Genomic DNA, 24,139 nt, shown 5'->3' with positions numbered 1-24,139 from the left:
CCAATCAATTCATTGGGGCACGATGCACAAGGAAAAGTAATTCATTTTTGGTGATTCCACCATCTTCTTTTACAAATAGTCTGGAAAGTATGCTTTGCCCGGAATGCGACCCGGTAGACGGGAACCCCCAGGAGCACCAGGGCCATGCCGGGCCACGTGTAGGATGGGCGGTAAACAAGCAAAACAGCGATGAATGCGAGGGCGCCCGCCAGGTAGATGAGGGGCGGGAACGGATAGGCGAAGATCTTCACCGGCCGTTCCAGGGTGGGCCGCTTCCATCGGAGCACGAAGATTCCGGCTACTGTCAATACATAGAAGAGGGTGGCGGCCACCATGGAGAATTCAAGAAGTTGGGCATAGCTCCCGGTGAGGGTGAGGAGGCAGGCCCAGGCCGCCTGGAACCCCATGGCCCAGGCCGGAACCCCGAACCGGTTCAGGCGGGCAGCCAAAGAGAAAAACAGACGGTCGGCCGCCAGGGTCTGGTAGAGCCGGGATCCGGCCAGCACCAGGCCGTTGGCGCACCCGAAGGTGCTGACCAGGATGGCCAGGGCCATGGCGCGGGACCCGGCCGGGCCGAACAGGGCGTTGAGGGTGGCGGTGCCCACCCGGTCCCCCGGCGCCGAGGCGATCCCCCCGGGACCCAGGATCCGGAGGTAGACGGTGTTGGCCAGGAGGTAGAGGCCCAGCACCAGGAGGGGGCCCACCAGCAGGGCCAGGGGGATGGACCTGCGGGGCTCCCGGATCTCCGACGCGATGAAGGTGACCGAGTTCCAGGAATCCGACGAGAACAGGCTGCCACTCTGGACCACCAGCAGGGCGGCCAGGAAGGGCAGGGCGCCCGGGACCGCCGCCCCGGGCGGGTGGGCGGGGGCGTCGGCCAGCAGCCCCACGAGGATGAGGGCCGCCAGGCTGCCCAGCTTGGCCACCGTGAAGACGTTCTGGATCCAGACCCCGATGCGCCCGCCATAGGCGTTCACCACGCTCAGGAGGACGATGACCCCGATGGCCGCCAACCGGGCCGGGGTCAGGCCCAGGTGGTAGGGGCCCACCACGATCCCCGGCACCACCTCCAGGGCCCGGACCTCCAGGGGCCCCACCAGGTAACGGGTCTCGCTCACGGCGGGCAGGAAGGTCCCCAGGAACTTCCCGAAGGCCATGGCCACCGCGGCCAGGGCCCCGGTCTCGATGATGAGGAAGGTGGTCCATCCATAGAGGAAGGCCACCAGGCGCCCGTAGCTCTCCTTCAGGTACACGAACGGGCCCCCCGCCGTGGGGAAAATCCCCGCCAGCTCCCCGTAGGAGTGGGCCCCCAGGAGGGTGAGGACGGCCGTGAGGCCCCAGGCCAGGAGAAGGAAGGCGCCCGTGCCCCCGGTACGGACCATTTCCGCGGGGACGATGAAGATGCCGCTGCCGATCATGGAGCCGGCGATGAGCATGGTTGCGGAAAAGGGGCCGATGTGGCGCTGATACGCATTATTCATAAATAATCCATAAATTAACAAGATGCCCGCTCCCGCTCTCCGGTTCCATGGCATGGCGACGGATTTCCTCCTAGGCTGGAACCATGGCCCGATCCCGCACTTCCACCCGTCTTGCCGCCGCAGTGGCCCTCCTGGCCCTGCTGCCCCTGTCGGGCCTCTGGCTCTGGAAGCGCCAGGGTCCCCTGGTCGCCCAGTCCATGCTCCTGGTGAAGCGGGGCACCACGGTGGACGCCCTGGCCGACCAGATGGAGCGCGACGGCCTCATCCGGAGCGCCGCCCTCTTCAAGCTCTGGGCCCGGGCCCGCAAGCTCCAGCTCATCCGGGGCGAGTACACCATCGAACCCCGGGCGTCCCTGGCCGACGTGGCCGGAAAGCTCAAGCGGGCCGACATCCACTACACCAACATCGTCCTCCCCGTGGGGGCCCACGGCTGGGCGATCCAGCGCCGCCTCCGGGACTTCGTGCCCGAAGACGTCTTCTGGACCCTGTGGAAGAGCCCCCGCCTGGCGAAGACGGCCGGCTTCCCCGAGGCGGAGACCCTGGAGGGGCTGCTGGCCCCGGCCACCTACCGCGTCAACCACGCCCAGGAGCCCGAGGAGATCCTCCTGGCCATGGCCGAGGCCTTCCGGGACAAGGTGCTGCCAAGCCTGGAGGGAGGTGCCCTGCCGCCCTACCAGACGCTCATCCTCGCCAGCCTTGCCGAAAAGGAGACCCGCCTGCCCGAGGAGCTCACCAAGGTCGCCGGCGTCTACGCCCAGCGCCTGAAGATCGGCATGCGTCTCCAGTGCGACCCCACGTCGCTCTACGCGAGGTGGGCCTCCGGGGACCTGCGGTTCACGGCCCCGACCCCCGAGGACATCCACCGCGCCAGCCGCTTCAACACCTACACCGTGGGCGGCCTGCCCCCCACCCCCATCGCCATCCCCAGCGCCGCGGCCATCGAGGCCGCCAAGGTCCCCCAGATGGGCAGGGACCTCTATTTCGTCGCCACCGGCAGGGGCGGCCACTCCTTCGCCCCCAGCCTGGCCGAGCACAACCGCAACGTGGGCGTCTACCGCAAGGAAGTCAAACGCCAGAAGAAGGCGATGGCCCTCCATGGCTAGGACACGCCTGGATCTGCTCCTGGTGCAGCGGGGCCTCTGCGAGACCCGCAGCAAGGCCGCCGCGCGGATCATGGCCGGCGACGCCCTGGTGGACGACCGCCCCGTCACCAAGGCCGGCGCCCTGGTGGCCGAGGAGGCCGTCCTGCGCCTGCGGGGCGAGGCCCTCCCCTTCGTCAGCCGGGGCGGCCTGAAGCTGGCCCATGGCCTGGAGGCCTTCCGGGTGGACCCCGAAGGCCGCGTCTGCTTCGACGCCGGCGCCTCCACCGGCGGATTCACGGACTGCCTCCTCCAGCGGGGCGCCACCCGCGTCTACGCCGTGGACGTGGGCACCAACCAGCTCCACTGGAAACTCCGCAGCGACCCCCGGGTCGTCTCCATGGAACAGGTGAACCTCCGCCTGTGGGACCCCGCCCTCGTGCCCGAGCCCTGCTCCCTCCTGGTGGCCGACCTCAGCTTCATCTCCCTGCGCCTGGCCATCCCGCCCATCCTCCCGTCGCTGGCCCCCGGCGCCGACGCCATCCTCCTGGTGAAGCCCCAGTTCGAGGCGGGAAGGGACGACGTGGGCTCGGGCGGCATCGTGAGGGACCCCGAGGTGCACGAGCGGGTGAAGCGGGAGATCTGGGACTTCTTCCTGGAGAGCGGGCTGAGGCCGCTGGCGTGGGACGTGAGCCCGATCCTGGGGGGGGAGGGGAACAAGGAGTTCCTGCTGCACCTCCGGCGCAGGAGCCTGCCTCCTGTTACGTAGACTGGCTCCTGGCGGGCTTATCGAGGCGTTTCAACCGCTTCACGGCGAGGGCGTGGCAGGAATCCACCTCGGCCTCGGAATCGTCCTTGGGCGGGGTCACGCGCCGGTAGCTGTCGATGGCGGCCTCGGTCTCCCCGAACTGCTCGGCGATGCGGCCAAGGAGATACCAGTCCTGGCTTCGCGGCTCGTCCTCCTCGAGGTCCGACATCTCCTTGTGGAAGATGTCCAGGGCTTCCTTGGCCTCGCCCCGCTCCGCCAGGAGGGAGGCGAGCGTATGCTGCCCTGCGCCGTTCTTCTCGGCCTTGAGGAGGACCGACCGGCGGGCCCATTCCACCGACTGGTCGGTGACCCGGCCCTGGACCAGGGTGCCCCAGGCGAGGTTGTTGAAGTCGGTGGACGTGGCCCTGCCAGAATCGACAAGCGCCTTGAGGACGTCTTCCCGCTCCTGGTGCCGTCCCAGCATGCCCAGCGCCTTGGCCTTCCAGTCCGCGGGTTCGTTGTCGTCCGGGGTCCTCGCGAGCGCCTGCCCCGCGGCGGCCAGGAGTTCGGGCCATTTCCGCTTCCCGTTCAGGCTGGCGGCCCAGGCGCGGGCGGCCACCTTGGAGGTGGGATGGGCCTTGGCCAGGCCCTCGCTCAGGGGAAGGGCGGCGTTCCATTCCGAGCGCGCCAGATGGGCGTTCATGAGGGCAAGGTCACGCTTCTCCGAGGGCGGCGCGGCGGCCAGGATCGCCACGGCCCCCGCGCAGTCCTTGTCCGGCCCTTCCAGCGCGGCCGCGGCGACGCGGATCTCGTCCCGGGTCGCCGTCCGCCCCTTCTCCCAGAACAGGCGGAAGGGGTGGCCGGACAGGGGGTCGTCCTTGCTTCCCGGCCTCACCTCATCCAGGGCATGGTCCAGCATGGCCCGGGCCCCGGCCTCATCGCCCTTGTCCAGGCGCCGGATGGCCTCGATCCCGAGGGTGGATAGGATGCTGTCGGTGGCCGCCAGGAGGAACTGGCCCTTTTCCTGGACCACGAACCAGGAGAGTGCGTTGGAATCTTCCGCTCCAGGAGTCTTCAGGGAGACCTTGAAGGCGGACGCGGGGTCTCCGGTTACCACAACCTGGCTCAGGGCGTGGATCACGTCCAGCGTGACCGCGGGGGCGACGCCTGTCCCGTTGCGCTTCATGGTGTTGAATCCCAGGCCCTTGCGAAGGTCCTTCACGCCCCCTTCCTTGCCCACGCTGGCCCGGAGGGCCGGCGTGAAGAGCTTTAAGAGGTCGGCGTCCGTGGCGGCGGAGTCAACCGCGGTCTGCAACAGGCGCCACACCGGCGTGGCGGGATCGGCGGGATCCAGCTTGCGGACGTCGAAGATGCGGGTCCTGGCCAGCACGGAGGCCCGGCCCCGGATGGCAGGCGCATTGGCGGCTCCGTCCGCCCCGGCGGACAGGAGGGTGGCTGCCTCCTGGTACAAGCGTGCCCCGGCGAGGAGGTCGCCCGCCTCCAGCAGGGCGGACCGCCGCTGGGCCTGGTCCGCGATGACGGTGGCGCCCTCCTGGAGGGCCGCCGTGCCGCCCCGGGTGGCGGCCAGGGCTGCCAGGAGCCAGGCGTGGCCTTCCCGGGGCGTGGGCAGGGTCCGGGCGCACGCCTCCACCTCCTTGTAGCGGCCCGCCCGCCAAAGGACGGTCAGGAGGTTGACGTTCATGTCCTCCACCTTGAGTTCCTTGCGGAGGTCCTGATACTCCCTGATCGCCGCGTCCAGGTCGGCGCCCGGCCCGTAGCGCATGCCCTCCCGGTTGTGTTCCAGGAGGATGGCCAGGTTCTTCCGGGTCAGGGCGTCCTGGGGAGCAAGCTCCTTGGCCCTGCGGTAGGCGGCCAGGGCGCCCGGATAGTCCCACCCCGGGTGGTAGCTCCGGTTCACCAGGTCGTGGAGCAGAACCCAGCCCAGGGCACGCTGGGTGAACATGCTGGCGGGCTCCAGGCTGCAGGCCTTGCGCGCGGCGTCCCGGGCGGCCCCGCCCAGGCCGGCCTGCAGCAGGGCGATGGCCAGGCGGCTGAGGGGAATGCCCTTGGAGGGCTGGGCCTCGGCCTGGGTGTGGAAGGTCCGGAGGGCCTCCTTGATCCGGCCCGCCGCCAGATGGGCTTCGCCCACCTGGTCGAAGAGCAGGCGCGTGGGCAGCGAGGCGCCGAAGGCCTCCAGGGCTTCCCGGGCCGCCTCCACCTCCACGGCGGTCCACCGGGCCTTGCCGGAATCGAAGCGGAAGGTTGCCAGGACCATCCCCTCCGGCCCCTTCTCGAAGGTCCGCACAAGGCTCGCGGGGCCGAAGGGAAGGCGGTCCGAGGGCGGGAGGGGACGGGCCTCGAAGCCCGCGGGAACGGCGATCCGGTACCGCCATTCAACCGAATAGGGCTCGGGAATGAGCAGGTCCTGCTTCCGGTGCTGGACCGGTGCCTTGCCCTTGCGGTCGTAGGAAGTGGGGATGAGCTTCCGGAGTCTGGAACTCATGTCCCAGGCATTGAGGGTCACCGCTGCGTCCACATCCGTGGTGAGGCCCATGCCGCAGTCCAGCCCCTCCAGGCGGAGGGTGAAGGGCCGGCCCAGGTCGGAAGCCTCGGCCACGACGCACTCGCCCAGCTCCCGGGCCGTGTACGTGTCCTGGACGTATTTGCGGAGGTTGTCCTTCTGCTTTTTCGGGTCCGCGGGCGGGAACTCGCCCCGCAGGGTCATCTCGGCGAGGCCCGACGGATGGGAGGTCTCCACGACCCGGGCCTTGCCGGATTCGGACAGGAACACCTCCCGGGTCTCCAGGATCAGGTTCGCGGTGGACGGGGCCCTGGGAGTGGTCGCGAGGCCCGTGGTGCCGCGGTCCACCACCAGGGCCTGCCGCCCCTGGTCCATGAAGGGCAGGTCGCCGGCGCGGCCGTACTCGGCGGTGACATCGATCCACAGGGGTTCGGCCCCGGGCACCACCACGATGGCGTGGTCGAAGTGGTTCAGGCCGGGCAGCTCCGGGTCAACGTCCCGGCCCGGCCCCGTTTCAAGCAGGGCCATCCGGGCCTCGATGCCCGCCTGGCGGAGCAGGGCCACCAGGAGCGCGGCCTTGTCCTTGCAGTCGCCGTAGCCGCGCGCGAGGGTTTCGGCGGGGGTTCGGGGAACGATGCCCGCTTCGCCGAATTCCACGCCCGTGTAACGGACGGTCCGCCCGATCCGGGCCAGGAGACGGTTGATCTTCTCCCTGGGATCCGTCGCGTCGCCCATGGCCGAGCGGGCCCAGGCCGCCAGATCGGCGCCGGCGATCTGGCGTTCGGTGATCTCCAGGTAGCCGGCCGCCGCCGCCGCCCAGGAAGGCGCGGTGGAGAAGGTGAGGCTGGGTCGTGGCTGGGCCTCGGGATCCGAGTAGGCCTCCGGGTCCTCGGGAGGCTCCATGGGACCCAGCTCGAGGGTCAGGCGGACCCGGCCGTTTTCCCGGGTCCGCTGGGGCTGGACCGGCCCCAGGCCCGCCAGCTTCCACCGGAAGGGCAGGGCTTCGGGGACTTCCACCCGCACCCGGGTGTGCTCCACGGGGACCGGCTGGTGGAGGGAAAGGGTGGCCAGGGTCCCGGAGGCGTGGACCGGGGCCGTTTCCTGGGTGACGACCTCCACCTCGGCCACCGCGCCCACGGCGAGCTGGGGCAGGGGCCCGGCCAGCCTCCTGCGGTCGTCGTAGAGGGTGGTGTCGTCCTCGTTCATGGGAAATTCGCCCAGGGTCGCTGGATCCAGGGCGTGCACCCGCCCGTCGGGGGTGATGACGCGGGCCCGGATGACGGGGCGCTCCTGGTGCCAGGGGGCCCAGGCGCTGCCCACGGTCTGCCAGGACTTGACCCCGGACTCGTGGTCCACCCGGAAGATATAGCGATAGACGGTCTCGCGCCGCCCCTGGGCGTCGAAGGTGACCCGGGTATCCTCCAGCAGTTCGTGCACAGCCTGCCCCTCCCGGGGCATCCGGTTCGATCCTTCGCGCAGCAGCACGGCGGGTTCGGCCGAAAAGGCCGGCAGGAGGTGCCAGTCCGTTTCCGCAGGCGCGGCGAATGCCACTGCACAGGGCAGGGCGGCGGACAGAAGGGCACGGACTCGCATGCGGACTCCAGGTCGGTTCGGAGGGGTTCCCCCATGGTTGAACGCAGACCCGTGTCCATGAAGGATGCGGAGTCGGATTCAATGGGAGGTGAGCCTCCATGATAACGGAACCGGTGGCCGCCTACACGGGGTACGCGACCTGGGTGAGCCGCTCGGAGATCTTCCAGAGCCGGCCCTGGACCTCCTCGTCCACGGCGCGCGCGCTGGGCCTGACCCGCACGGGCGCGCCGACCATCTCGGCATATTCGGCGGGGCCGTAGTAGGCCGCCCCCGCCGCTTCCGGGTCCACGGCGGCCCGGAGCAGGGGCAGGGCCCCCTGGGCGGCGTCCTGGCTCAGGAAGGCGCCGAACGTGGTCATGAAAAAGCGCATGAAGGGGTTGCGCGTGGCGTGCCGCTGGAGTTCCGTGCGGGACCAGCCGGGGTGGGCCGCCACCGCCAGGGTGGAACTCCCGGCCCGGGCCAGGCGCCGCTGGAGTTCGAAGGTGAACATCAGGTTGGCGATCTTGGACTGGGCGTAGGCGGCCCAGGCCTTGTAGCCCCGGGCGAACTGCAGGTCCTCGAAGCGGATCCGCCCGAACTTGTGGGCGCCGCTGCTCATGGTCACCACCCGGGAGCCCGGGGTCGCCTGGAGCAGGGGCAGCAGGTGGCCGGTGAGGGCGAAGTGGCCCAGGTGGTTCGTGCCGAACTGCAGCTCGAAGCCTTCGGAGGTGCGGCTGAAGGGGGGGATCATCACGCCGGCGTTGTTGATGAGGAGGTCCAGCCTGCCGTGGCGCTTGAGCACGGTGCGGGCGGCCTCGCCCACCGAGTCCAGGGAGCTCAGGTCCAGTTCCACGCGCTCCAGGGAGGCCCCGGGGTGGGCGGCGAGGATGGACTGCTCGGCGCCCAGGGCCCGCTCCAGCCGGCGGCAGGCGAGGATCACGTGGGCGCCGCGGCCCGCCAGGGCCTTGGCGGCCTCCAGGCCGGTGCCGGAATTGGCGCCGGTCACCAGGGCCACCCGGCCGGTCTGGTCGGGGATGTCCGCTACGCCCCAGGCCTGGGGAATTCCCTTGGAAGTCATGGTTTGTCCTTTCTTGACGATTTGACGAAAATTGTCATCACGACCAAGGTTGACATTTCTCCAAAAAATGTCAACCCTGGGATATGGGCAAAGAAAGGGACCAGCAGATCATCGAGGCCGCGACCTCCGTCTTCGTGCGCTACGGCTTCCGCCGCACCACCATGGGCGACATCGCCGAGGCCGCCGGCATCTCCCGGCCCGCGCTCTACCTGCGGTTCTGCAACAAGGAGAAGGTCTTCGAGAGCTCCATGGCCGAATTCATGGCCCGGACCCTGGCGGAGATCGAGCGGGGCCTCCCTGAGCGCCCGACCCCCCTGGAGCAGCTGCGCTTCGCCTTCGAGTGCTGGATCGTGCAGCCCTTCCGGATGATGCAGGGTTCGCCCGACGCCCGGGACCTGGCCAGCTGCGGCCTGGCCTTCGCCGAGGACGTGAAGGCCAAGGGCTTCGCCGCCTTCGAGGCCCTGCTGGTCCCCATCCTCCGGCGGGTCTCCGCCCTCGAGGCCCGGGACGACGCGGCCCTGGCGGGCATCGCCCGGGTGCTGGCGGCCTCGGCGAGGGGCTTCAAGGCCGAGGCGCGGGACGTGGACGAGCTGAGGGGCATGCTCGACACCCTGCTGACTCTCACGATCCAGTAGTCGGAGGGGGCCTTCCTTTTAGCAGACACCCTCTCAGCCCGGATTCTGCAGTAGACCGGCCAAAAGAACCAGCCGGGGATTAACGGGGATGGACGGGGAGTGCGCCAGGCCAAGCCTGGGCGAGGAGGATGGATGACCTAAGACAGACTGAAACCTCGCAATGGAGCCCAGCGGGGAGGCAGCAAGCCCCGCCCGGCAAAGCTGGCCAGCAGCCGGAACCGAGTCTTGCGTGGGGAAGGGCGACCGACCTCGTGAAGCGTAGACAGGGAGTGCATGGGCCGTGTGATGGAGCCCCGAAAGCATCCAACCGTGGGAGTCGACGCCGTTCTCCGATCGGAAGACAGCACCCGAAGGTCGCAAGGGCCTGACCGTAGGGTCCCACCGGGGTCATAGAGCAGGGCACGTGCACAGGGGTTCCCCAGGAACCTGGGAGATCCAGCCATCTCCGCCAACAACCCAGTGGTGAGGGAAGCCACGTAAAACGAACCCAGGCTCGCCGGGGGGTGCCGCCCCCGGCGGGAGCGAACAGCCGGCACAGGGCGGTACCGCAAACTGAAGGAAACGAAGGAGCGCGGGAGGGGTGGCCGGAAGTCGGAGCAGCTCATAGTAGCGATGATCGCGGGGAACCGGGCCGCCGGGACCCGCTGGAGCCAAGGAGCTGCCGGATCACGGAACCGTTGAAGGGAAAGATAATGGGTGCAATGACATCCAACAGCGTCTCCACGAAACAACAACGGATCGCAGAACTGGCCAGGATCCACCCGGAGGTGGCTTTCACCTCCTTGGCCTACCACATGGACCTGGACTGGATGAAGGAAGCCTTCGGGCGCACCCGCAAGGATGGGGCGACCGGGGTGGACGGCGTGACGGGCAAGGAATACGGGGAAAACCTGGAGTCCAACCTCCAGAGCCTCCTGAACCGGGCTAAGAACGGCGACACCTACAAGGCCCCTCCAGTCCGGAGAACCTACATCCCGAAAGGGGATGGCAGCCAACGCCCCCTGGGCATTCCCGCCTTCGAAGACAAGGTCCTGCAAAGGGCCGTGGTGATGGTGATGGAACCGCTCTATGAGCAGGACTTCCTGGACTGCTCCTACGGGTTCAGGCCCGGGCGCTCCGCGCACATGGCGCTGGAGGCGATTTGGCAGGGGTTGATGGACATGGGGGGAGGCTGGGTGCTTGACGTGGATATCCGTAAGTATTTCGATACTTTGGACCACGGGAAGCTGCGGGAAATCCTTGACCTGCGGATGAAGGACGGCGTTCTGAGGCGCCTGATCGGCAAATGGCTCAACGCGGGCGTGCTGGAGAAAGGATGCATCACGCACCCGGAAACCGGCTCGCCCCAGGGCGGGGTGGTCAGTCCGATGCTCGCCAACATCTACCTCCACGAGGTGCTGGACGTGTGGTTTGAAAGGGAGGTCAAGCCCCGACTCCGGGGTCGGGCCTTCCTGGTGCGCTACGCGGACGACTTCGTGATGGGCTTTGCCCAGGAGGAGGATGCCAAGCGGGTTATGGAAGTCCTGCCCAAGCGGTTCGAGCGGTATGGCCTGACGATCCACCCGGATAAGACCCGGCTGGTGGAGTTCTGGAAGCCGAGGGAGCCCAGGGACCCCAATGGGGGACCAGGCCACTTCGACTTCCTGGGATTCACCCACTACTGGGCCACGGCCAAGAACGGCCGGTGGGTGGTGAAGCGGAAGACCGCGAAGAGCCGGATGAGTCGGGCGCTCACGAAGATCGGGGAGTGGATGGCCAAACACCGCCACCTCCCGGTGCGCGAGCAATGGCGGACGATCAACCAGAAACTGGTCGGTCACTTCAGGTATTACGGGATCACGGGGAACTCCAGGGCCCTGGCGCACTTCCGCTATGAAGTTGGGCGAAGGTGGCGTGGATGGCTCAACCGGAGGTCCCAGCGGGCCCGCATGACCTGGGATCGCATGAACAAGCTTCTGGCTCGGTTCCCACTGGCCCCAGCCATCAGTTACGCATCGAAACTACGTCCTCAGCGACCGTGACGAGGAGCCGGATGCGGTAGTCCCGCACGTCCGGATCTGAGGGGGGCCGGGGGCGCAAGCTCCCCGGCCTACCCGACTCAAAATAAGGGTTCTTCACGGATTACCGGGGAAAGCCGCACGGATCTTGAGGAAGAAGCAGGCCTCATCCCGGTAACCGTAGGCGATGCGCTTGAGGAGCAAGTGCACTGCTGCCGAACTGTTTCCCGATGAATCCGGAGAACTCCAACGAAGAGCCTATCGCCGAGGCGCCGAGGCAGCCGAGGATCGCCGAAGAAAAAAAAGATCTTTTCTCGGCGAACCTCGGCCCCTCGGCGCCTCGGCGATAGGCTTTTCGTCTCAACGTGTCTGAATGAAGTGGGTCATGACGGCCTTCAAAAGGCCGATCCAGGGTCCTCTCCAGAAACAAGCCAGAGTGAGTGTGGGTCGAGGTCTTCACTCAGATCCGTGAAGAATCAAAAATAAGGGATTTCCTCACCCGCCATTCGTCTCCTCCATCTCCCCTCGACAGCGCGTGCTGGGGTGGAGACCGCCTACAAATCTGAGCCCTGGGACTTCAACTGCAGAATCCGGGCTCAGTGCACCATGGGGCGGTGCTTGCCGTCGCTCCTGAAGTGCCGCATGAGCAGCACCAGGGGCAGGGCCACGGCCAGCGACGCCGCCAGGAACGCGAAGATGTCGATGAAGCTGAGGAGATAGGACTGGCGGTTCACCTCCGCGCCCACCAGGCCCGCGGCCAGTCCCGGCATGGAGGCGGGGTCGAGGCCGGCCTTGGGGAAGAAGCCCCGCACCAGCGCCACGCCGCGCTGCTGCAGGCCCGGGTTGAACATCGTGACGTGCTCGGCGAGGCGCGCATGGTGGAACTGGGCCCGCTGGGCCAGCACCGTGGTGCACAGGGCGATGCCGACGCTGCCGCCCTCGTTGCGCATGAGGTTGAACATGCCCGTGGCCGTGCCCACCAGCTGCGGCGGGATGCGCCGGATGGACTCGCTGCCGATGGGCACCAGGACGAGGCCCATGCCGAAACCGAACATGCACATGGCCAGGGCCAGGAAGGCCACGTCCGTGGAGAGGCTGATGCGGGTGAGGAGCCACACCCCCGCGCTCATGCTCACGAACCCGGCGCCCACGAGGATCCGCACGTGCACCTTGCCCACGAGGAAGCCCGCCAGGGCCATGGCGAGCATGGAGCACGCGCCCGCCGGGGCCAGCACGATGCCCGCCCAGGTGGGCGTGAAGTGCAGGAAGGTCTGCACGAAGATGGGGACGCAGATGAACGTGCCGTACATGCCCATGCCCGCCACGAAGATGAGGGCCATGCCGCCGGAGAACTCCGGCAGACGGAAGATCCGCAGGTCCACCAGGGGGTTCTCGGCCGTCAGCGAGCGCCAGATGAAGAGCGCGATGCCCAGCACCGCCAGGCCCAGGAAGACCTGGACGATCGTGCTGGCGAACCAGTCGTAGCGCTCGCCCCGGTTGAGGAAGAGCTCCAGGCACCCCAGCCCCACCGCGATGAACAGCAGGCTCCAGTAGTCCACCCGGCCCTTGGGCTTCTCCAGGTAGGAAGGGTCCTTCACGAAGGCCATGGCCGCCACGAAGGCCACGAGGCCCACCGGGATGTTGATGTAGAAGATCCACGGCCAGGACCAGTTGTCCGTGATCCAGCCCCCCAGCAGAGGGCCCAGGATGGGGCCGCAGATGGCGCCGATGCCGTAGATGGCGGCGGCGTAGCCCTGCTCCTCGGAGGGGAAGGCCTCGAAGGTGATGGCCTGGGACAAAGGCACCATGGCGCCCCCGGCCAGGCCCTGGACCACCCGCATGAAGATCAGGAAGGACAGGGACTGGGCGGCCCCCGAGCCCAGCGAGGCCAGGGTGAAGATGCCCAGGCAGGTCAGGTAGAGGCGCTTGCGCCCGAAGAAGTTGCCGAGCCAGCCCGTGATGGGCAGGATGATGGCGTTGGCCACCAGGTAGCTGGTGATGACCCAGGTCACCTCGTCGGTGCCTGCGGCGAAGGAGCCCTGGATGTTGGAGAGGGCCACGTTGGCCACGGAGGTGTCCAGCACCTCCATGAAGATGCCCAGGAGGCACGTGAAGCCCACGAGCCACTTGTAGGACCCGCCCGGGGCACTCATGGCCTGGCCGGAAGCCGGTTCGTGACGGCTTCGATGGTCCGCAGGGTGATGTCCAGGTCCCCGGGGCTCACCTCCCGGGTGACGGCCTCCATGTAGGCCCGGAGGTCCGCCTTGATCAGGGGCTGGATGCCCCGGGCCTTTTCGGTGGAGAAGACGTTCTTGGCGCGCCGGTCCTGGCTCGACTGGGTCCGCTGGATGTAGCCGGCCCGCTCCAGGGACTTCATGGCCTTGGCGGTGGCGGACTTGTCGATGGTCAGGAGGGCCGAAAGCTGTTCCTGGTTGATCCCCTCGTTGGCGAAGACGAACAGCAGGAAGATGCAGTCCACGGCGCTGATGCCCAGCTCCCGGGCGAAGCCGGCGATGTGGTCCAGCGAGTGCCGGTGGAGCACGCCGAACACCCTGCAGATCTGCTCGATTTCCATGGCAGGCCCCGGAGATGGTTGACTATGACAACCATATTAGGGAATTGGTGGTTCGAGTCAACCATCGATTACGGCCAATCCCCGCTATCCTTAAACAGATGGCCGGAACCCGGGTCTAAACCCGATAGGCACAGTCCCGAAGACCCATTGTGGGGCAGGCCCCACCAGAGCATCATTTCACGAGGCACGGCCCTTCCTGAGGTTGTTCATGACAGACTCCCCCCTCATTCGGCTCAAGGACATCAAGAAGTACTACCAGATGGGGGACATGGAGGTTCGCGCGCTGGACGGCGTCTCCCTGGACATCCACCGCGGGGAATATGTGGCCATCATGGGCCCCTCCGGGTCCGGCAAGTCCACCATGATGAATGTCATCGGGTGTCTCGATACACCCTCGGCCGGTCATTACGAGCTTAATGGGAAGCTGGCCTCGGCCATGACCGACGACGACCTCGCCAAGATCCGCAACGAGGAGATCGGCTTCGTCTTCCAGACCTTCAACCTCCTGGCCCGCACCACCGCCCTGCAGAACGTCGAGCTGCCCCTCATCTACGGCGGCGTGAAGAGCAAGGAGCGGCACACGCAGGCCCTCCAGGCCCTGGAGGCCGTGGGCCTCGGGCCCCGCGCCGACCACATGCCCAACCAGCTCTCCGGCGGCCAGCGCCAGCGCGTGGCCATCGCGAGGGCCCTGGTGAACAACCCCTCCATCCTCCTGGCCGACGAGCCCACCGGCGCCCTCGACACCCGCACCAGCGTGGAGATCATGGCGCTGTTCGAGGAGCTCTACCAGAAGGGCAACACCATCATCCTGGTGACCCACGAGGAGGACATCGCCCGCCACGCCCACCGCATCATCAAGCTCCTGGACGGACAGGTCATCCACGACGAGCCCAACGAGCCCATCTCAAGCGCCCAGCACCTGGCGAACCTGAGGATCTGAAAGGAGAACGGGCCGCCCTGGGGCGGCCCGTTTCCTGCCTACAGGAACCGCTTGTAGTCGACGTCCATGAACTGCGCCCGCTGGAACCTCGCCTTCAGTTCGAAGGGCACGGTGCAGTCGAAGATGGCCTTGCACGTGATGCCCTTGCCGCGGATGGAGGGGCTCATCTCGGGGGTCTGGGAGGGGTCCAGGGGGTGGCAGCGCACGCCGGGGATGGCGACCACGTCGGCGTCGGCCTGGAAGCGGGTGGTCATGGCCCACAGCACGTCGTTGGTGTCGAAGGGGTCCACGTCCTCGTCCACCAGGATCACGTGCTTGAGCTCGGAGAAGGCCGAGAAGGCCAGGAGCGCGGCCTGGCGCTGGCGGCCCTCGTCGAAGGGCACGGCCTTCTTCACCTGGAGGATGGCGAGGTACTTGCCGCCGCCCGAGGGGTGGGCGTAGACGTTCTGCAGGAAGCCGGGCAGGGCGCGGCCCACCATGGTGATGATGGAGGCCTCGGTGGGGATGCCCGCCAGGTTCACGTGCTCCTCGGAGGGGCCGATGGCCGTCTGCATGATGGGGTTGATCCGGTGGGTGACGGCCGTGACCTTGATGACGGGCAGGCTCGGGTGGGCGGGGCCGTTGTACCCGGGGAACTCGGGCATGGCCTTGCCGGTGTGGCTGTTCTGGTCCTCCACGACGCGAACGTCGGGCTGGAGGAAGCCCTCGATGACGATCTCGGCGTGGGCGATGGCCTTGGCGTCCACCGTGAGGCACTCCACCACCTCCACGGCCTTGCCCCGCAGCGCGCCGGCGATGCCCAGCTCGTTGAAGCCCAGGGGCGTGGAGGGGGCCTCGAAGCACGCGGCGACGTACACCGCGGGGTCCAGGCCGATGCTGATGGAGATGGGCTGGGGCTTTCCGGACTTCTCCGCCTTGATGCGGAAGGCGTCCAGGTGCCGCCCGGGGACGAACATCATGGAGATCTCGTCCCTGCCCTGGACGCAGAGGCGGTGGATGGTCACGTCCTCCTGGCCGTTCTCGGGATCCTTGCCGTAGCACAGACCCATGGTGATGAAGGGGCCGGCGTCCTCGGGGGTGTTGGTGGGGGCGGGGACGAGGGTGCGGAGATCGAAGCCGGGGTCGGTGGCCCTGTGGACCACCTCCTGGCACACGGCGCCGCCGGCCTTGACGACGGTGGGGGCGATGGGCTTGTCCAGGGCGCCGCAGAGGAGCGCGCCCAGCCGGTCCACGGTGGTGCCCAGGAGCAGGGCCACGCGCTTGCGGTCGGCGAGCAGGCCGATGGCGACGCGGTGGCCGGGGTAGCCCTTGATGGTGTTGAAGATCATCGCGGGCCCGAGCTTGGTGGGCCGCATGACGGTGCCGCCCGCCCCGATGTAGCGGTAGACGCCCGAGAGCTCGGCGTTGGGGTCGACCTCGACGTCGGTCTGGATGAGCTGGCCTTCGTGCTCCTGGAGCAGGTCCAGGGCGGAGCGGAGGTCGTGGACGGTGGTGACGGTTGCTGCGGGGGTCATGCCATTTCTCCTTGAAGGTGGGTGGGGAGGTCGCCGGCCCAGGCCCCGATGGCCTGGGCAAGGTCCTTGAGACTGGGGCCGGACCGGGCCGAGCCCAGCCAGTGGAGGCCCGGAGGAAGGCCGTCGAGGACGCGCGCCGCGCGCTCCCGGTGGCCGGGGCCCAGCAGATTGAAGGCCCGGGGGGTGTGCTCGGGACGCACCTGGACGGGACCGGTCAGTTCCGGAAGCCAGCGGCGAAGCTCGTCGAACACGCCGGGCCAGCGCCCCAGGGCCGGATCCGTGGGGAACGCGCCCCCGACGTAGGTGCGCAGCTGCGTGAGGCCGGGGACGCCGCGGGGGTCGTCCGCGGCCAGCGAGATCACGCCCATGAGCCCGCGCCCCTCCGGAGGATGGACCAGGAGGCCCATGCCCCGCTCCCAGCCGGGAACGGCGGGATGCCGGCTGTGCCACACCGTGAGGTCCAGGCGGTCCAGGCCCGCCAGGATCCGCGCGGCGTCCGGGGCCAGGGGCGCCAGGAGTTCGGAGGCGGTCCCGCCGGGAACGGCCAGCACCACCTGGGCGGCGTCCCGGGAGACGCCGTCGCCCCGGACCCGCCAGCCGCCCCCGGGGAGGGGCTCCAGGGCGCGGGCCGGGCAGTCGAGCTTCAGGCCGCGGAGGTTGGCGGCCAGGGCGCGGGCCAGGGCCCCCGTGCCTCCCGCGAGGTGCACGGTCTTCTCCGGGCCCAGGGCGAGCCCGCCGCGGAACAGGCCGCCCAGGGCCTCCATGCGCTTCAGCCGGGGCATGGCGTCCATGCCGATGCGCTGGGGCGGCGCCGCCAGGACCCCGGCCACCAGGGCCGGGAGGAGCTCCCGGGCGAACCCCGCGCCCACGCGGCGGGCGAAGAAGGTCTGGAGGGTGTCGTCCTCCCTTCCCCCGGGGGGGATGAAGGGCTCGGCGAAGATGCGGAGCTTCTCCGCCAGGGAGAGGCCGGGGGCATGCAGGAGTCCGGAAAGCGACGCGGGGCTCGCGTGCCTCCTTCCGTCCCGGCCCAGCCAGCGGGGCCCGCGCGGGGCCTTGGCCAGGACCTTCACGCCCAGTTCCGCCAGGAGGTCCTGGAGGGCGCTGCCTTTGGAGACCAGCAGACCCTGGGGCCCGCGCTCCAGGAAGCCCGGCTCGCCCAAGGGCCCGGGCCAGGGCAGGGTCTGCGCGAAGCCTCCCGGCGCCCCGGAGGCCTCCCACAGCTCCACGTCCCGGCCCTGCCGCTGGAGGTGCCACGCCGCGAGGAGGCCGGAGATCCCGCCCCCCAGGACGATCCAGGTGCTACCCATTGGAGGCGGCGGTGAGTTCCTCGTCCCAGCGCCTGAACCTGGGCATTTCCAGGCCGAAGACATCCAGGCACTTGCCCACGATGTGGCGGGTCATGTCCTCGATGCACGTGGGATGGTTGTAGAAGGTGAGCACGGGCGGCAGGAGGATCACGCCCATTTCCGTCACGGCCTGCATGTTGCGCAGGTGGACGGGGCTGAGCGGCGATTCCCGGGCCACCAGCACGAGCTTGCGGCGCTCCTTGATGACCACGTCGGCCGCGCGCAGGAGCAGGTTCTCGGAGTAGCCCGTGGCGATGCCGGCCACGGTCTTCATGCTGCAGGGCACCACCACCATGCCGGCGGTCTTGAACGTGCCGCTGGCCACGAGGGCGCCCACGTCCTCGATGGGGTGCATGCGCGTGGCCAGGGCGGCCACCTCCTCCATGCTGTAGGGGGTCTCGTGGGCGATGGTGCGCCGGCCGCCGTTGGAGACGACCAGGTGGGTCTCCCAGTCGGGGAACCCCTGCATGACCTTCAGCAGGTCGATGCCCAGGATCGCGCCGCTGGCGCCGCTGATGCCCACGACGAGGCGTTTCTTCTCGGAGGTTTCCATGGGGAGGCTCTTTGCAAGGGGCGTCCGCCCGGGCCCAGGGGCCCGGGGGACGCCGGTGTCCGGATTGCTACTTGATCAGGTGGATGATCTTCCACCAGGTGATCTCCACGAAGACGGTCGTGAAGAGGACGATGGCGGTCATGGGGATGCCGAACTTGACCACTTCCATGTCGGTGTACTTGCCTCCGGTCTCGCCCCCGGAACCCACCAGCACGTTCATGTGGTGGAAGGGGAGCACGAAGTGCATGCCCACCGCGGTGTAGACCAGCAGGGCGGGAACCAGCGGGTTGAGGCCCGACGCCGCCGTGAAGGCCACGATGGTGGGCGTGACGATGCCCATCACCGCCAGGACGCTGCCCAGGCACATGTGGATGAGGATGGCGAAGACCGTGACCATGAGGGCCAGCACGTAGATGTTGCTGGGTACCGTGCTGGGCAGGAGGACGCCGGCCAGCCACTTGTTCATGCCCGTCACGCCGCCCACGGTGCCGATGCCCAGGGCCGCGGTGAGGAAGAACAGGGTGCCCAGGCCGAACTTGTTCCAGTCCGGGGCCTTGAGGACGTCGCCCACGGTGGGCATGCTCAGCATGATGCCGGCGCCCAGGGCGATCCAGCCGGGGTGGATGTGGTGCAGGAAGTCCGTCGCCCAGAACAGGATGGCGATGGAGACCCAGGTGATGACGACCTTCTCGGCGCGGTTCATGGCGCCCAGGCCCTTCAGCTGCTCGCGGATCTCCTCCTTCTGGATCTTGAAGTCCTTGGGGGCCTTGAAGATCGTGACGTGCATGAAGAAGGTGAGGAGGCTGGCGATGACGCCGGGGACGCCCATGTAGAGCGCCCACTTCAGCCAGCTGGCCTCCATGCCGGCGTAGTTCATGGCCACGACGTTGATGGCGCTGTCGCCGGTGAGCAGGATCATGGAGATCGGGACCGAGCCCGCGAAGACTGACAGGCCGATGGAGGCGGCGTACTTGGGCTCGAGCTTGGTGGCCTTGATGATGATGCCCATGACGGCCATGATCATGAAGGAGCGGGGCCAGGGGTGGGGGATCATGAAGCTGAGGATCAGCCCCAGGATGTAGCCCGAGGCCACGATGCTGGTGAAGCTGTTCACGTACTTCAGGATGAAGTTGTAGGCGATGCGCTTGCCCAGGCCGGAGTTCTCCACGGCCGCGGCGATCATGTAGCCGCCGACGACGATGTAGATCAGGGGCGTCGTCCAGAGGCGGAAGACGACCGCGGGCGGAGCCGCCTTGGTGAGCACCCAGGACAGCAGGAGGAACAGGGCCGTGAAGCCCGGGTGGGCCACCCCCATGGCCCACCAGATGACGGCCAGGAGGCTGAGTGCGAGGCACTTGCGGCCTTCGGGGGTGAGGGCGGGGCCCGCGGGCATGGCGAACCACACCAGGAGGCACACGAAGATGCCGAGGAGGGCGCCGATTTCCCGTTTGTAGCGGGTGAAGAACGAGGGCGGAGCTGGCGGCGCTCCGGCCGTTGTGGGCTCATTGGCCACGATGGGACTCCTTGGATGAGTTGGGGGGAAAGGGACTTTACGGGCGGCGCCGGGAACGGTTCAAGTTGTGCATCCATGAACGGTGTCCCCGGGGAACCGGTACTTCCTTTCAAGCTGCGGCCGGCGCGGAGGGTTGTGCGCGGCGCGCTCCAATCGAGCAGCAAGGGTCCAGACCGCGATTCCGGCCCACGCGGAAGGCGCATGAGTCTTGAATCGGGGAGAGGATCTTCTTCCTCCCGGGAATCCGGGTATGTATGGCAACATGGCCGCCCGCCCGAAATGCGTCCAATACAAATTGGATGGGTGATTGATACAAAATATCTATCGCCCCTCCCTTTGCCATAAGACGATCTGCGTGTCCTATGATGAAACGTTCCGGAAAGTCGAAATGAAAGGAAGAGGGAATAGCAATCCAAGCCCCTCCAACACCCGCTTCACGGCGAGATGGTGAGCCATGGAACTCAGGCAACTCAAATATTTCATCGCCACGGCGGAGGAACTCCATTTCCGCAAGGCCGCGGAGCGGGTCCATGTGGCCCAGCCGGCCCTCAGCCAGGCGATCCACCAGCTCGAGGAGGAGATCGGCACCCTCCTCTTCGAGCGCAACAACCGCAATGTGGCGCTCACGGCCGCGGGCCGGGTGTTCTACGCCCGCGCGCGGGTGATGGCGGACAACGCCTGCATGGCGGTCCACGAGGCCCGGGGCGTGGGCCGGGGCGACGCCGGCATGGTCGCCATCGGCTTCATCAGCACGGCGGCGATGAAGGTGCTGCCGGCGACCTTGAAGCACTTCAAGGAGGTGATCCCCGCCGCGCAGCTGGAACTGCGCGAGCTGGGCCCCGGCGAGCAGATGGAGGAACTGGCCCGGGGTCAGCTGGACATCGGCATCACCATCTCGGAAGTCCTCGACGAAGGCTTCGGCGTGCTCGAGATCTGCCGGGAGCCCCTCATCGCCGCCCTTCCCGACAGGCCTCCCTACGCCGCCTCGGACCACGTCGATATCAGGGACCTGGTCGACGAGACGATCATCACGCCCTCGCGCCATCCCCGGCGGGGCTACTACGAGACGGTGGCGGACGCGTACCGGAAGGCCGGCGTGAAGCCCGCGAACATCCAGTGCGTTCGCATGATCCAGACGGGCCTCATGCTCGTGGGGGCGGACCTCGGCATCGCGCTGGTCCCGGAATCCTTCAAGGCGATCCAGATCAAGGGCGTCATCTACCGGCCGCTGGCGGAGCCCCGCCCGGAGATCGCCGTGAGCGCGGTGTGGCGCAGCGACAACGTTTCGCCGCTGCTCCACAAGTTCATCACGGAGCTGGGCGAGCTCTTCCCGCGCTGAACGCGGTTGATCGTAATTGACGATCATTTGGTCAGCAAATATGTATTGGACGCTCCCGGCGCTCCGGAGAATTCTGGTCCTGCATCCATGAACAGCAGGGCTGGAATCCCAGGAGGGCCCCCGGAGATCCAGGGGGAGCATTCGCTGAAACTCGGATCACCTCATCTACCAACCGCCAGAATTGGAGAACCTTCAATGTCAGAAGCCGGTTTGAAAGACATCCAGGTCCCGTCCGGAAAGACGGGCAGCACCAAGGCCTACCACGATCTCCGCTCGTTCCTGGTCACCCTCGAGGCCGAAGGCCAGCTGGTGCGCATCAAGGACGAGGTCGACCCCGAGGAGATCGGCGCCGCCGGCCGCGCCTCGGCCAACCTGAAGAACGGCCCCGCCGTGCTCTTCGAGAAGGTCAAGGGCTACGCGAACCCCGTCGTCACCAACGTCCACGGCAGCTGGGCCAACCACGCCCTCATGATGGGCATGGACAAGGACACGCCCGTCAAGGAGCAGTTCCTCGAACTGTCCCGCCGCTGGGACATGTACCCCGTCGGCCCCAAGCGCGTGACCAACGCCCCGGTGAACGAGAACACCGTCACCGAGAACATCAACATCTTCGACATCATCTCCCTCTACCGCATCAACACCTACGACTCCGGCTGCTTCCTCTCCAAGGCCTGCATCGTCTCCGCGGACCCCGAGGATCCCACCAGCTACGGCAAGACCAACCTCGGCACCTACCGCATGCAGGTCAAGGGCAAGGACAAGCTGGGCATCCAGGCCCTGCCGTTCCATGACATCGGCATCCAGCTGAGCAAGGCCGAGGCCCTCAACAAGCCCGTGCCCATCGCCATCTGCCTGGGCTGCGACCCCATCACCACCTTCATGGCCTCCACGCCCATCCGCTACGACCAGTCCGAGTACGACTACGTCGGCGCCCTGAACAACGGCGTGCCCATGGAGATCACCAAGTCCGCCACCCTGGGCCTCGAGATCCCCGCCGGCTGCGAGATCTGCATCGAGGGCTACATCGAGCCCCGCGTGCGCGAGTGCGAAGGCCCCTTCGGCGAGTTCCCCGGCTCCTACTCCGGCGCGCGCCTCCAGGCCGTGGTCAAGATCACCGCCATCTCCTACCGCGCGAACCCGGTCTTCGAGAACCTCTACCTGGGCATCCCCTGGTCGGAGATCGACTACCTCATGGCGCTGAACACGTCGGTGCCCCTCTACAAGATGCTCAAGGACACCTTCCCCGAAGTGCAGGCCGTGAACGCCATGTACACCCACGGCATCGGCGTCATCGTCTCCACCAAGGTCCGCTTCGGCGGGTTCGGCAAGGCCGTCGCGATGCGCCTGCTCACCACCCCGCACGGGATGGCCTACAACAAGATCATCATCGTCGTGGACGAGTACGTCGATCCGTTCAACCTCGAGCAGGTCATGTGGGCCATGACGACCCGCGTCGATCCCGACAAGGACGTCAGCATCATCAAGAACTGCCCCGGCATGCCCCTCGATCCGTCGTCCAACCCCCCGGGCATGCACAACAAGCTCATCATCGACGCCACCACCCCCAAGGCCCCCGAGATCGTCTCCCGCGAGACCGAGCTCCTGACGCCCCCCGCCGGCACCGCGAAGTGGGAGGAGATCATCTCCCAGCTCGTGAAGGCCGCCCGCAAGTAACCCATTCCGAACCGTGAACCGAAAGGATCCACCATGATCTGCCCGCGCTGCGACACCGACAAGGTCGAACTCCTGACGAAATCCCCCGTGGGGAACGCCTGGGAGATGTACATCTGCAACACCTGCACCTATTCCTGGCGCTCCACCGAGACGCCTGACAAGACCGATCCCAAGCGCTACAACGCCAAGTTCAAGATCAAGCCCGAGAGCATCCCCAACATGCTCGTGATCCCCCCCGTTCCGCCCCTCAAGGCCTAGGAACGTACGACCCGGCAGGGCAGGGGGGCTTCCGGCCCCCCTGCCCCCGCCACCAGCAATAAAGGCCCAAGCCCATGACACTGTCGCGCATCGAGGATGCCATCGCGGACATCCGGAACGGAAGGATGGTCATCCTCGTGGATGACGAGGACCGCGAGAACGAGGGCGACCTCACCCTCGCCGCCGAGCACGTCACGCCCGAGGCCATCAATTTCATGGCCACGCACGGCAGGGGCCTGGTCTGCCTGAGCCTCACCCGGGAGAAGGCCGCCTCGCTGGGCCTCGCTCCCATGGTCTCCGACAACTCCTCGCCCTTCCAGACGGCCTTCACCGTCTCCATCGAGGCCCGGGAAGGGGTCACGACCGGCATTTCCGCCTTCGACCGCGCCACGACCATACGCACGGCCGTCGACGCCCATGCGGTCCCCGAGGACCTCGTCCATCCGGGCCATGTGTTTCCCCTCATCGCCAAGGACGGAGGCGTGCTGGTGCGGACGGGCCAGACGGAGGGATCCGTCGATCTGGCGCGCCTGGCCGGCCTGGCCCCGGCCGGGGTGATCTGCGAAATCATGAACGAGGACGGCACCATGGCCCGCATGCCGGACCTGGAGGTCTTCGCCGCCGTCCACGGCCTGCGGATCATTTCCGTGCAGGACCTCATCGCCTTCCGCCTGCGCAACGAGCGGAGCATCACCCGCCTCGGGGAGACCTCCATGCCCCTGCGCGTCGGCGGGGACTTCCGGGCCATCGCCTACCTGGACGGGGTCAGCGGAAAGACCCACATCGCCCTGGTGAAGGGGGAGATCGATCCCTCGGTGCCCGTCCTGGTGCGGGTCCACTCCGAATGCCTGACCGGGGACGCCTTCGGTTCCATGCGCTGCGACTGTGGCGAACAGCTCCAGGCCGCGCTGCGGCTCATCGAGGAGGAAGGCTCGGGAATCGTCCTCTACATGCGCCAGGAGGGCCGTGGCATCGGCCTGGGCAGCAAGATCAAGGCCTACGAGCTCCAGGACAAGGGCATGGACACCGTGGAGGCCAACGAGAAGCTCGGCTTCAAGGCCGACCTCCGCGACTACGGGGTCGGCGCCCAGATCCTCCGGGACCTCGGCGTGGTCGAGATGAAGCTCATGACGAACAACCCCAAGAAGATCATCGGCCTGGAGGGGTACGGGCTGCGCATGGTGGAGCGCGTCTCCATCGAAGTGGCGTCGAGGACGAGCAATGTCCGGTACCTCCTCACCAAGAAGCGGAAGATGGGGCACCTTCTGAGCATGGTGTAGCCCCGCCCCCCAACGAGACAACCGAGAGGAAACCCC

The 24,139-nt window shown here is 67.6% G+C and carries 18 protein-coding genes; 9 read left to right on the top strand and 9 right to left on the bottom strand.

Going from position 1 to position 24,139, the window contains the following annotated elements; all coding sequences use genetic code 11:
* Nucleotides 1-41: 41 nt before the first annotated feature.
* Entirely contained in the window at nt 42-1,481 is a 1,440-nt protein-coding gene (locus tag RAH40_RS09690; protein WP_306601902.1) for an APC family permease, read from the bottom strand.
* A gap of 83 nt (nt 1,482-1,564) precedes the next feature.
* Here RAH40_RS09690 and mltG point away from each other — a divergent pair, with 83 nt between their 5' ends.
* Complete coding sequence (gene mltG, locus RAH40_RS09685; protein ID WP_306601901.1) at nt 1,565-2,584, top strand: endolytic transglycosylase MltG; 1,020 nt, start codon at nt 1,565-1,567, stop codon at nt 2,582-2,584.
* Nucleotides 2,577-3,329, top strand: coding sequence for a TlyA family RNA methyltransferase (locus RAH40_RS09680; protein WP_306601900.1), 753 nt, complete (start codon nt 2,577-2,579; stop codon nt 3,327-3,329). Before mltG ends, RAH40_RS09680 begins: the two co-directional genes overlap by 8 nt.
* Here the strand turns inward: RAH40_RS09680 and RAH40_RS09675 are convergent.
* Nucleotides 3,322-7,422 (bottom strand): DUF3857 domain-containing protein, encoded by a 4,101-nt coding sequence (locus tag RAH40_RS09675; RefSeq protein WP_306601899.1) that lies wholly within the window; start codon nt 7,420-7,422, stop codon nt 3,322-3,324. The genes RAH40_RS09680 and RAH40_RS09675 overlap by 8 nt on opposite strands.
* Nucleotides 7,423-7,543: 121 nt before the next feature.
* Nucleotides 7,544-8,479: an oxidoreductase gene (locus tag RAH40_RS09670; protein WP_306601898.1), complete on the bottom strand. Its 936-nt coding sequence runs from the start codon at nt 8,477-8,479 to the stop codon at nt 7,544-7,546.
* Between the two features lie 83 nt (nt 8,480-8,562).
* On the opposite strand from RAH40_RS09670, the gene RAH40_RS09665 reads away from it, so the two are divergent.
* Nucleotides 8,563-9,114: a TetR/AcrR family transcriptional regulator gene (locus tag RAH40_RS09665; RefSeq protein ID WP_306601897.1), complete on the top strand. Its 552-nt coding sequence runs from the start codon at nt 8,563-8,565 to the stop codon at nt 9,112-9,114.
* Between the two features lie 701 nt (nt 9,115-9,815).
* A complete protein-coding gene (gene ltrA, locus RAH40_RS09660) occupies nt 9,816-11,135 on the top strand; it encodes a group II intron reverse transcriptase/maturase (protein ID WP_306597942.1) in 1,320 nt (439 codons plus the stop codon).
* A gap of 572 nt (nt 11,136-11,707) precedes the next feature.
* Here ltrA and RAH40_RS09655 read toward each other — a convergent pair.
* Nucleotides 11,708-13,264 carry a DHA2 family efflux MFS transporter permease subunit gene (locus tag RAH40_RS09655; protein ID WP_306601896.1) on the bottom strand — a complete coding sequence of 519 codons (1,557 nt, stop codon included), beginning with the start codon at nt 13,262-13,264 and terminating at the stop codon, nt 11,708-11,710.
* Nucleotides 13,261-13,686, bottom strand: coding sequence for a MarR family winged helix-turn-helix transcriptional regulator (locus tag RAH40_RS09650; protein ID WP_306601895.1), 426 nt, complete (start codon nt 13,684-13,686; stop codon nt 13,261-13,263). Before RAH40_RS09650 ends, RAH40_RS09655 begins: the two co-directional genes overlap by 4 nt.
* 208 nt (nt 13,687-13,894) lie before the next feature.
* Here RAH40_RS09650 and RAH40_RS09645 point away from each other — a divergent pair, with 208 nt between their 5' ends.
* Nucleotides 13,895-14,626 (top strand): ABC transporter ATP-binding protein, encoded by a 732-nt coding sequence (locus RAH40_RS09645; RefSeq protein ID WP_306601894.1) that lies wholly within the window; start codon nt 13,895-13,897, stop codon nt 14,624-14,626.
* A 38-nt stretch (nt 14,627-14,664) separates the two neighbouring features.
* On the opposite strand, the gene RAH40_RS09640 is transcribed toward RAH40_RS09645, so the two are convergent.
* The 4 genes from RAH40_RS09640 to RAH40_RS09625 all read right to left on the bottom strand — a co-directional run bounded on the left by RAH40_RS09640 (nt 14,665) and on the right by RAH40_RS09625 (nt 19,552).
* The gene (locus tag RAH40_RS09640; RefSeq protein WP_306601893.1) at nt 14,665-16,140 is read right to left on the bottom strand and encodes a UbiD family decarboxylase; all 1,476 of its coding nucleotides are present in this window, start codon (nt 16,138-16,140) and stop codon (nt 14,665-14,667) included.
* Complete coding sequence (locus RAH40_RS09635; protein WP_306601892.1) at nt 16,137-17,447, bottom strand: NAD(P)/FAD-dependent oxidoreductase; 1,311 nt, start codon at nt 17,445-17,447, stop codon at nt 16,137-16,139. Before RAH40_RS09635 ends, RAH40_RS09640 begins: the two co-directional genes overlap by 4 nt.
* Nucleotides 17,440-18,039 carry a UbiX family flavin prenyltransferase gene (locus RAH40_RS09630; protein ID WP_306601891.1) on the bottom strand — a complete coding sequence of 200 codons (600 nt, stop codon included), beginning with the start codon at nt 18,037-18,039 and terminating at the stop codon, nt 17,440-17,442. Before RAH40_RS09630 ends, RAH40_RS09635 begins: the two co-directional genes overlap by 8 nt.
* A 67-nt stretch (nt 18,040-18,106) precedes the next feature.
* A complete protein-coding gene (locus RAH40_RS09625; RefSeq protein ID WP_306601890.1) occupies nt 18,107-19,552 on the bottom strand; it encodes an SLC13 family permease in 1,446 nt (481 codons plus the stop codon).
* 454 nt (nt 19,553-20,006) lie between these two features.
* Between RAH40_RS09625 and RAH40_RS09620 the strand changes: the two genes are divergently transcribed.
* The 4 genes from RAH40_RS09620 to RAH40_RS09605 all read left to right on the top strand — a co-directional run bounded on the left by RAH40_RS09620 (nt 20,007) and on the right by RAH40_RS09605 (nt 24,103).
* Nucleotides 20,007-20,891: a LysR substrate-binding domain-containing protein gene (locus RAH40_RS09620; protein ID WP_306601889.1), complete on the top strand. Its 885-nt coding sequence runs from the start codon at nt 20,007-20,009 to the stop codon at nt 20,889-20,891.
* A 210-nt stretch (nt 20,892-21,101) separates the two neighbouring features.
* Complete coding sequence (locus RAH40_RS09615; protein WP_306601888.1) at nt 21,102-22,565, top strand: non-oxidative hydroxyarylic acid decarboxylases subunit C; 1,464 nt, start codon at nt 21,102-21,104, stop codon at nt 22,563-22,565.
* 33 nt (nt 22,566-22,598) lie between these two features.
* Nucleotides 22,599-22,823 carry a non-oxidative hydroxyarylic acid decarboxylases subunit D gene (locus RAH40_RS09610; protein WP_306601887.1) on the top strand — a complete coding sequence of 75 codons (225 nt, stop codon included), beginning with the start codon at nt 22,599-22,601 and terminating at the stop codon, nt 22,821-22,823.
* 74 nt (nt 22,824-22,897) lie between these two features.
* Entirely contained in the window at nt 22,898-24,103 is a 1,206-nt protein-coding gene (locus tag RAH40_RS09605; RefSeq protein WP_306601886.1) for a bifunctional 3,4-dihydroxy-2-butanone-4-phosphate synthase/GTP cyclohydrolase II, read from the top strand.
* The last annotated feature ends 36 nt before the right edge of the window (nt 24,104-24,139 follow it).

The sequence above is a fragment of the Geothrix sp. 21YS21S-2 genome, assembly GCF_030846775.1.
In the GTDB taxonomy this organism is placed as follows: Bacteria; Acidobacteriota; Holophagae; order Holophagales; family Holophagaceae; genus Mesoterricola.
This window is presented reverse-complemented; position numbering and strand designations above follow the sequence as displayed.

Bases quoted from the DNA above. Each gene is read 5' to 3' on its own strand.
- RAH40_RS09610 (WP_306601887.1), top strand. From the start codon at position 22,599: ATGATCTGCCCGCGCTGCGACACCGACAAGGTCGAACTCCTGACGAAA.
- RAH40_RS09690 (WP_306601902.1), bottom strand. From the start codon at position 1,481: ATGAATAATGCGTATCAGCGCCACATCGGCCCCTTTTCCGCAACCATG.
- RAH40_RS09645 (WP_306601894.1), top strand. From the start codon at position 13,895: ATGACAGACTCCCCCCTCATTCGGCTCAAGGACATCAAGAAGTACTAC.
- mltG (WP_306601901.1), top strand. From the start codon at position 1,565: ATGGCCCGATCCCGCACTTCCACCCGTCTTGCCGCCGCAGTGGCCCTC.
- RAH40_RS09605 (WP_306601886.1), top strand. From the start codon at position 22,898: ATGACACTGTCGCGCATCGAGGATGCCATCGCGGACATCCGGAACGGA.
- RAH40_RS09655 (WP_306601896.1), bottom strand. From the start codon at position 13,264: ATGAGTGCCCCGGGCGGGTCCTACAAGTGGCTCGTGGGCTTCACGTGC.
- RAH40_RS09670 (WP_306601898.1), bottom strand. From the start codon at position 8,479: ATGACTTCCAAGGGAATTCCCCAGGCCTGGGGCGTAGCGGACATCCCC.
- RAH40_RS09665 (WP_306601897.1), top strand. From the start codon at position 8,563: ATGGGCAAAGAAAGGGACCAGCAGATCATCGAGGCCGCGACCTCCGTC.
- RAH40_RS09620 (WP_306601889.1), top strand. From the start codon at position 20,007: ATGGAACTCAGGCAACTCAAATATTTCATCGCCACGGCGGAGGAACTC.
- ltrA (WP_306597942.1), top strand. From the start codon at position 9,816: ATGACATCCAACAGCGTCTCCACGAAACAACAACGGATCGCAGAACTG.
- RAH40_RS09640 (WP_306601893.1), bottom strand. From the start codon at position 16,140: ATGACCCCCGCAGCAACCGTCACCACCGTCCACGACCTCCGCTCCGCC.
- RAH40_RS09650 (WP_306601895.1), bottom strand. From the start codon at position 13,686: ATGGAAATCGAGCAGATCTGCAGGGTGTTCGGCGTGCTCCACCGGCAC.
- RAH40_RS09635 (WP_306601892.1), bottom strand. From the start codon at position 17,447: ATGGGTAGCACCTGGATCGTCCTGGGGGGCGGGATCTCCGGCCTCCTC.
- RAH40_RS09680 (WP_306601900.1), top strand. From the start codon at position 2,577: ATGGCTAGGACACGCCTGGATCTGCTCCTGGTGCAGCGGGGCCTCTGC.
- RAH40_RS09675 (WP_306601899.1), bottom strand. From the start codon at position 7,422: ATGCGAGTCCGTGCCCTTCTGTCCGCCGCCCTGCCCTGTGCAGTGGCA.
- RAH40_RS09630 (WP_306601891.1), bottom strand. From the start codon at position 18,039: ATGGAAACCTCCGAGAAGAAACGCCTCGTCGTGGGCATCAGCGGCGCC.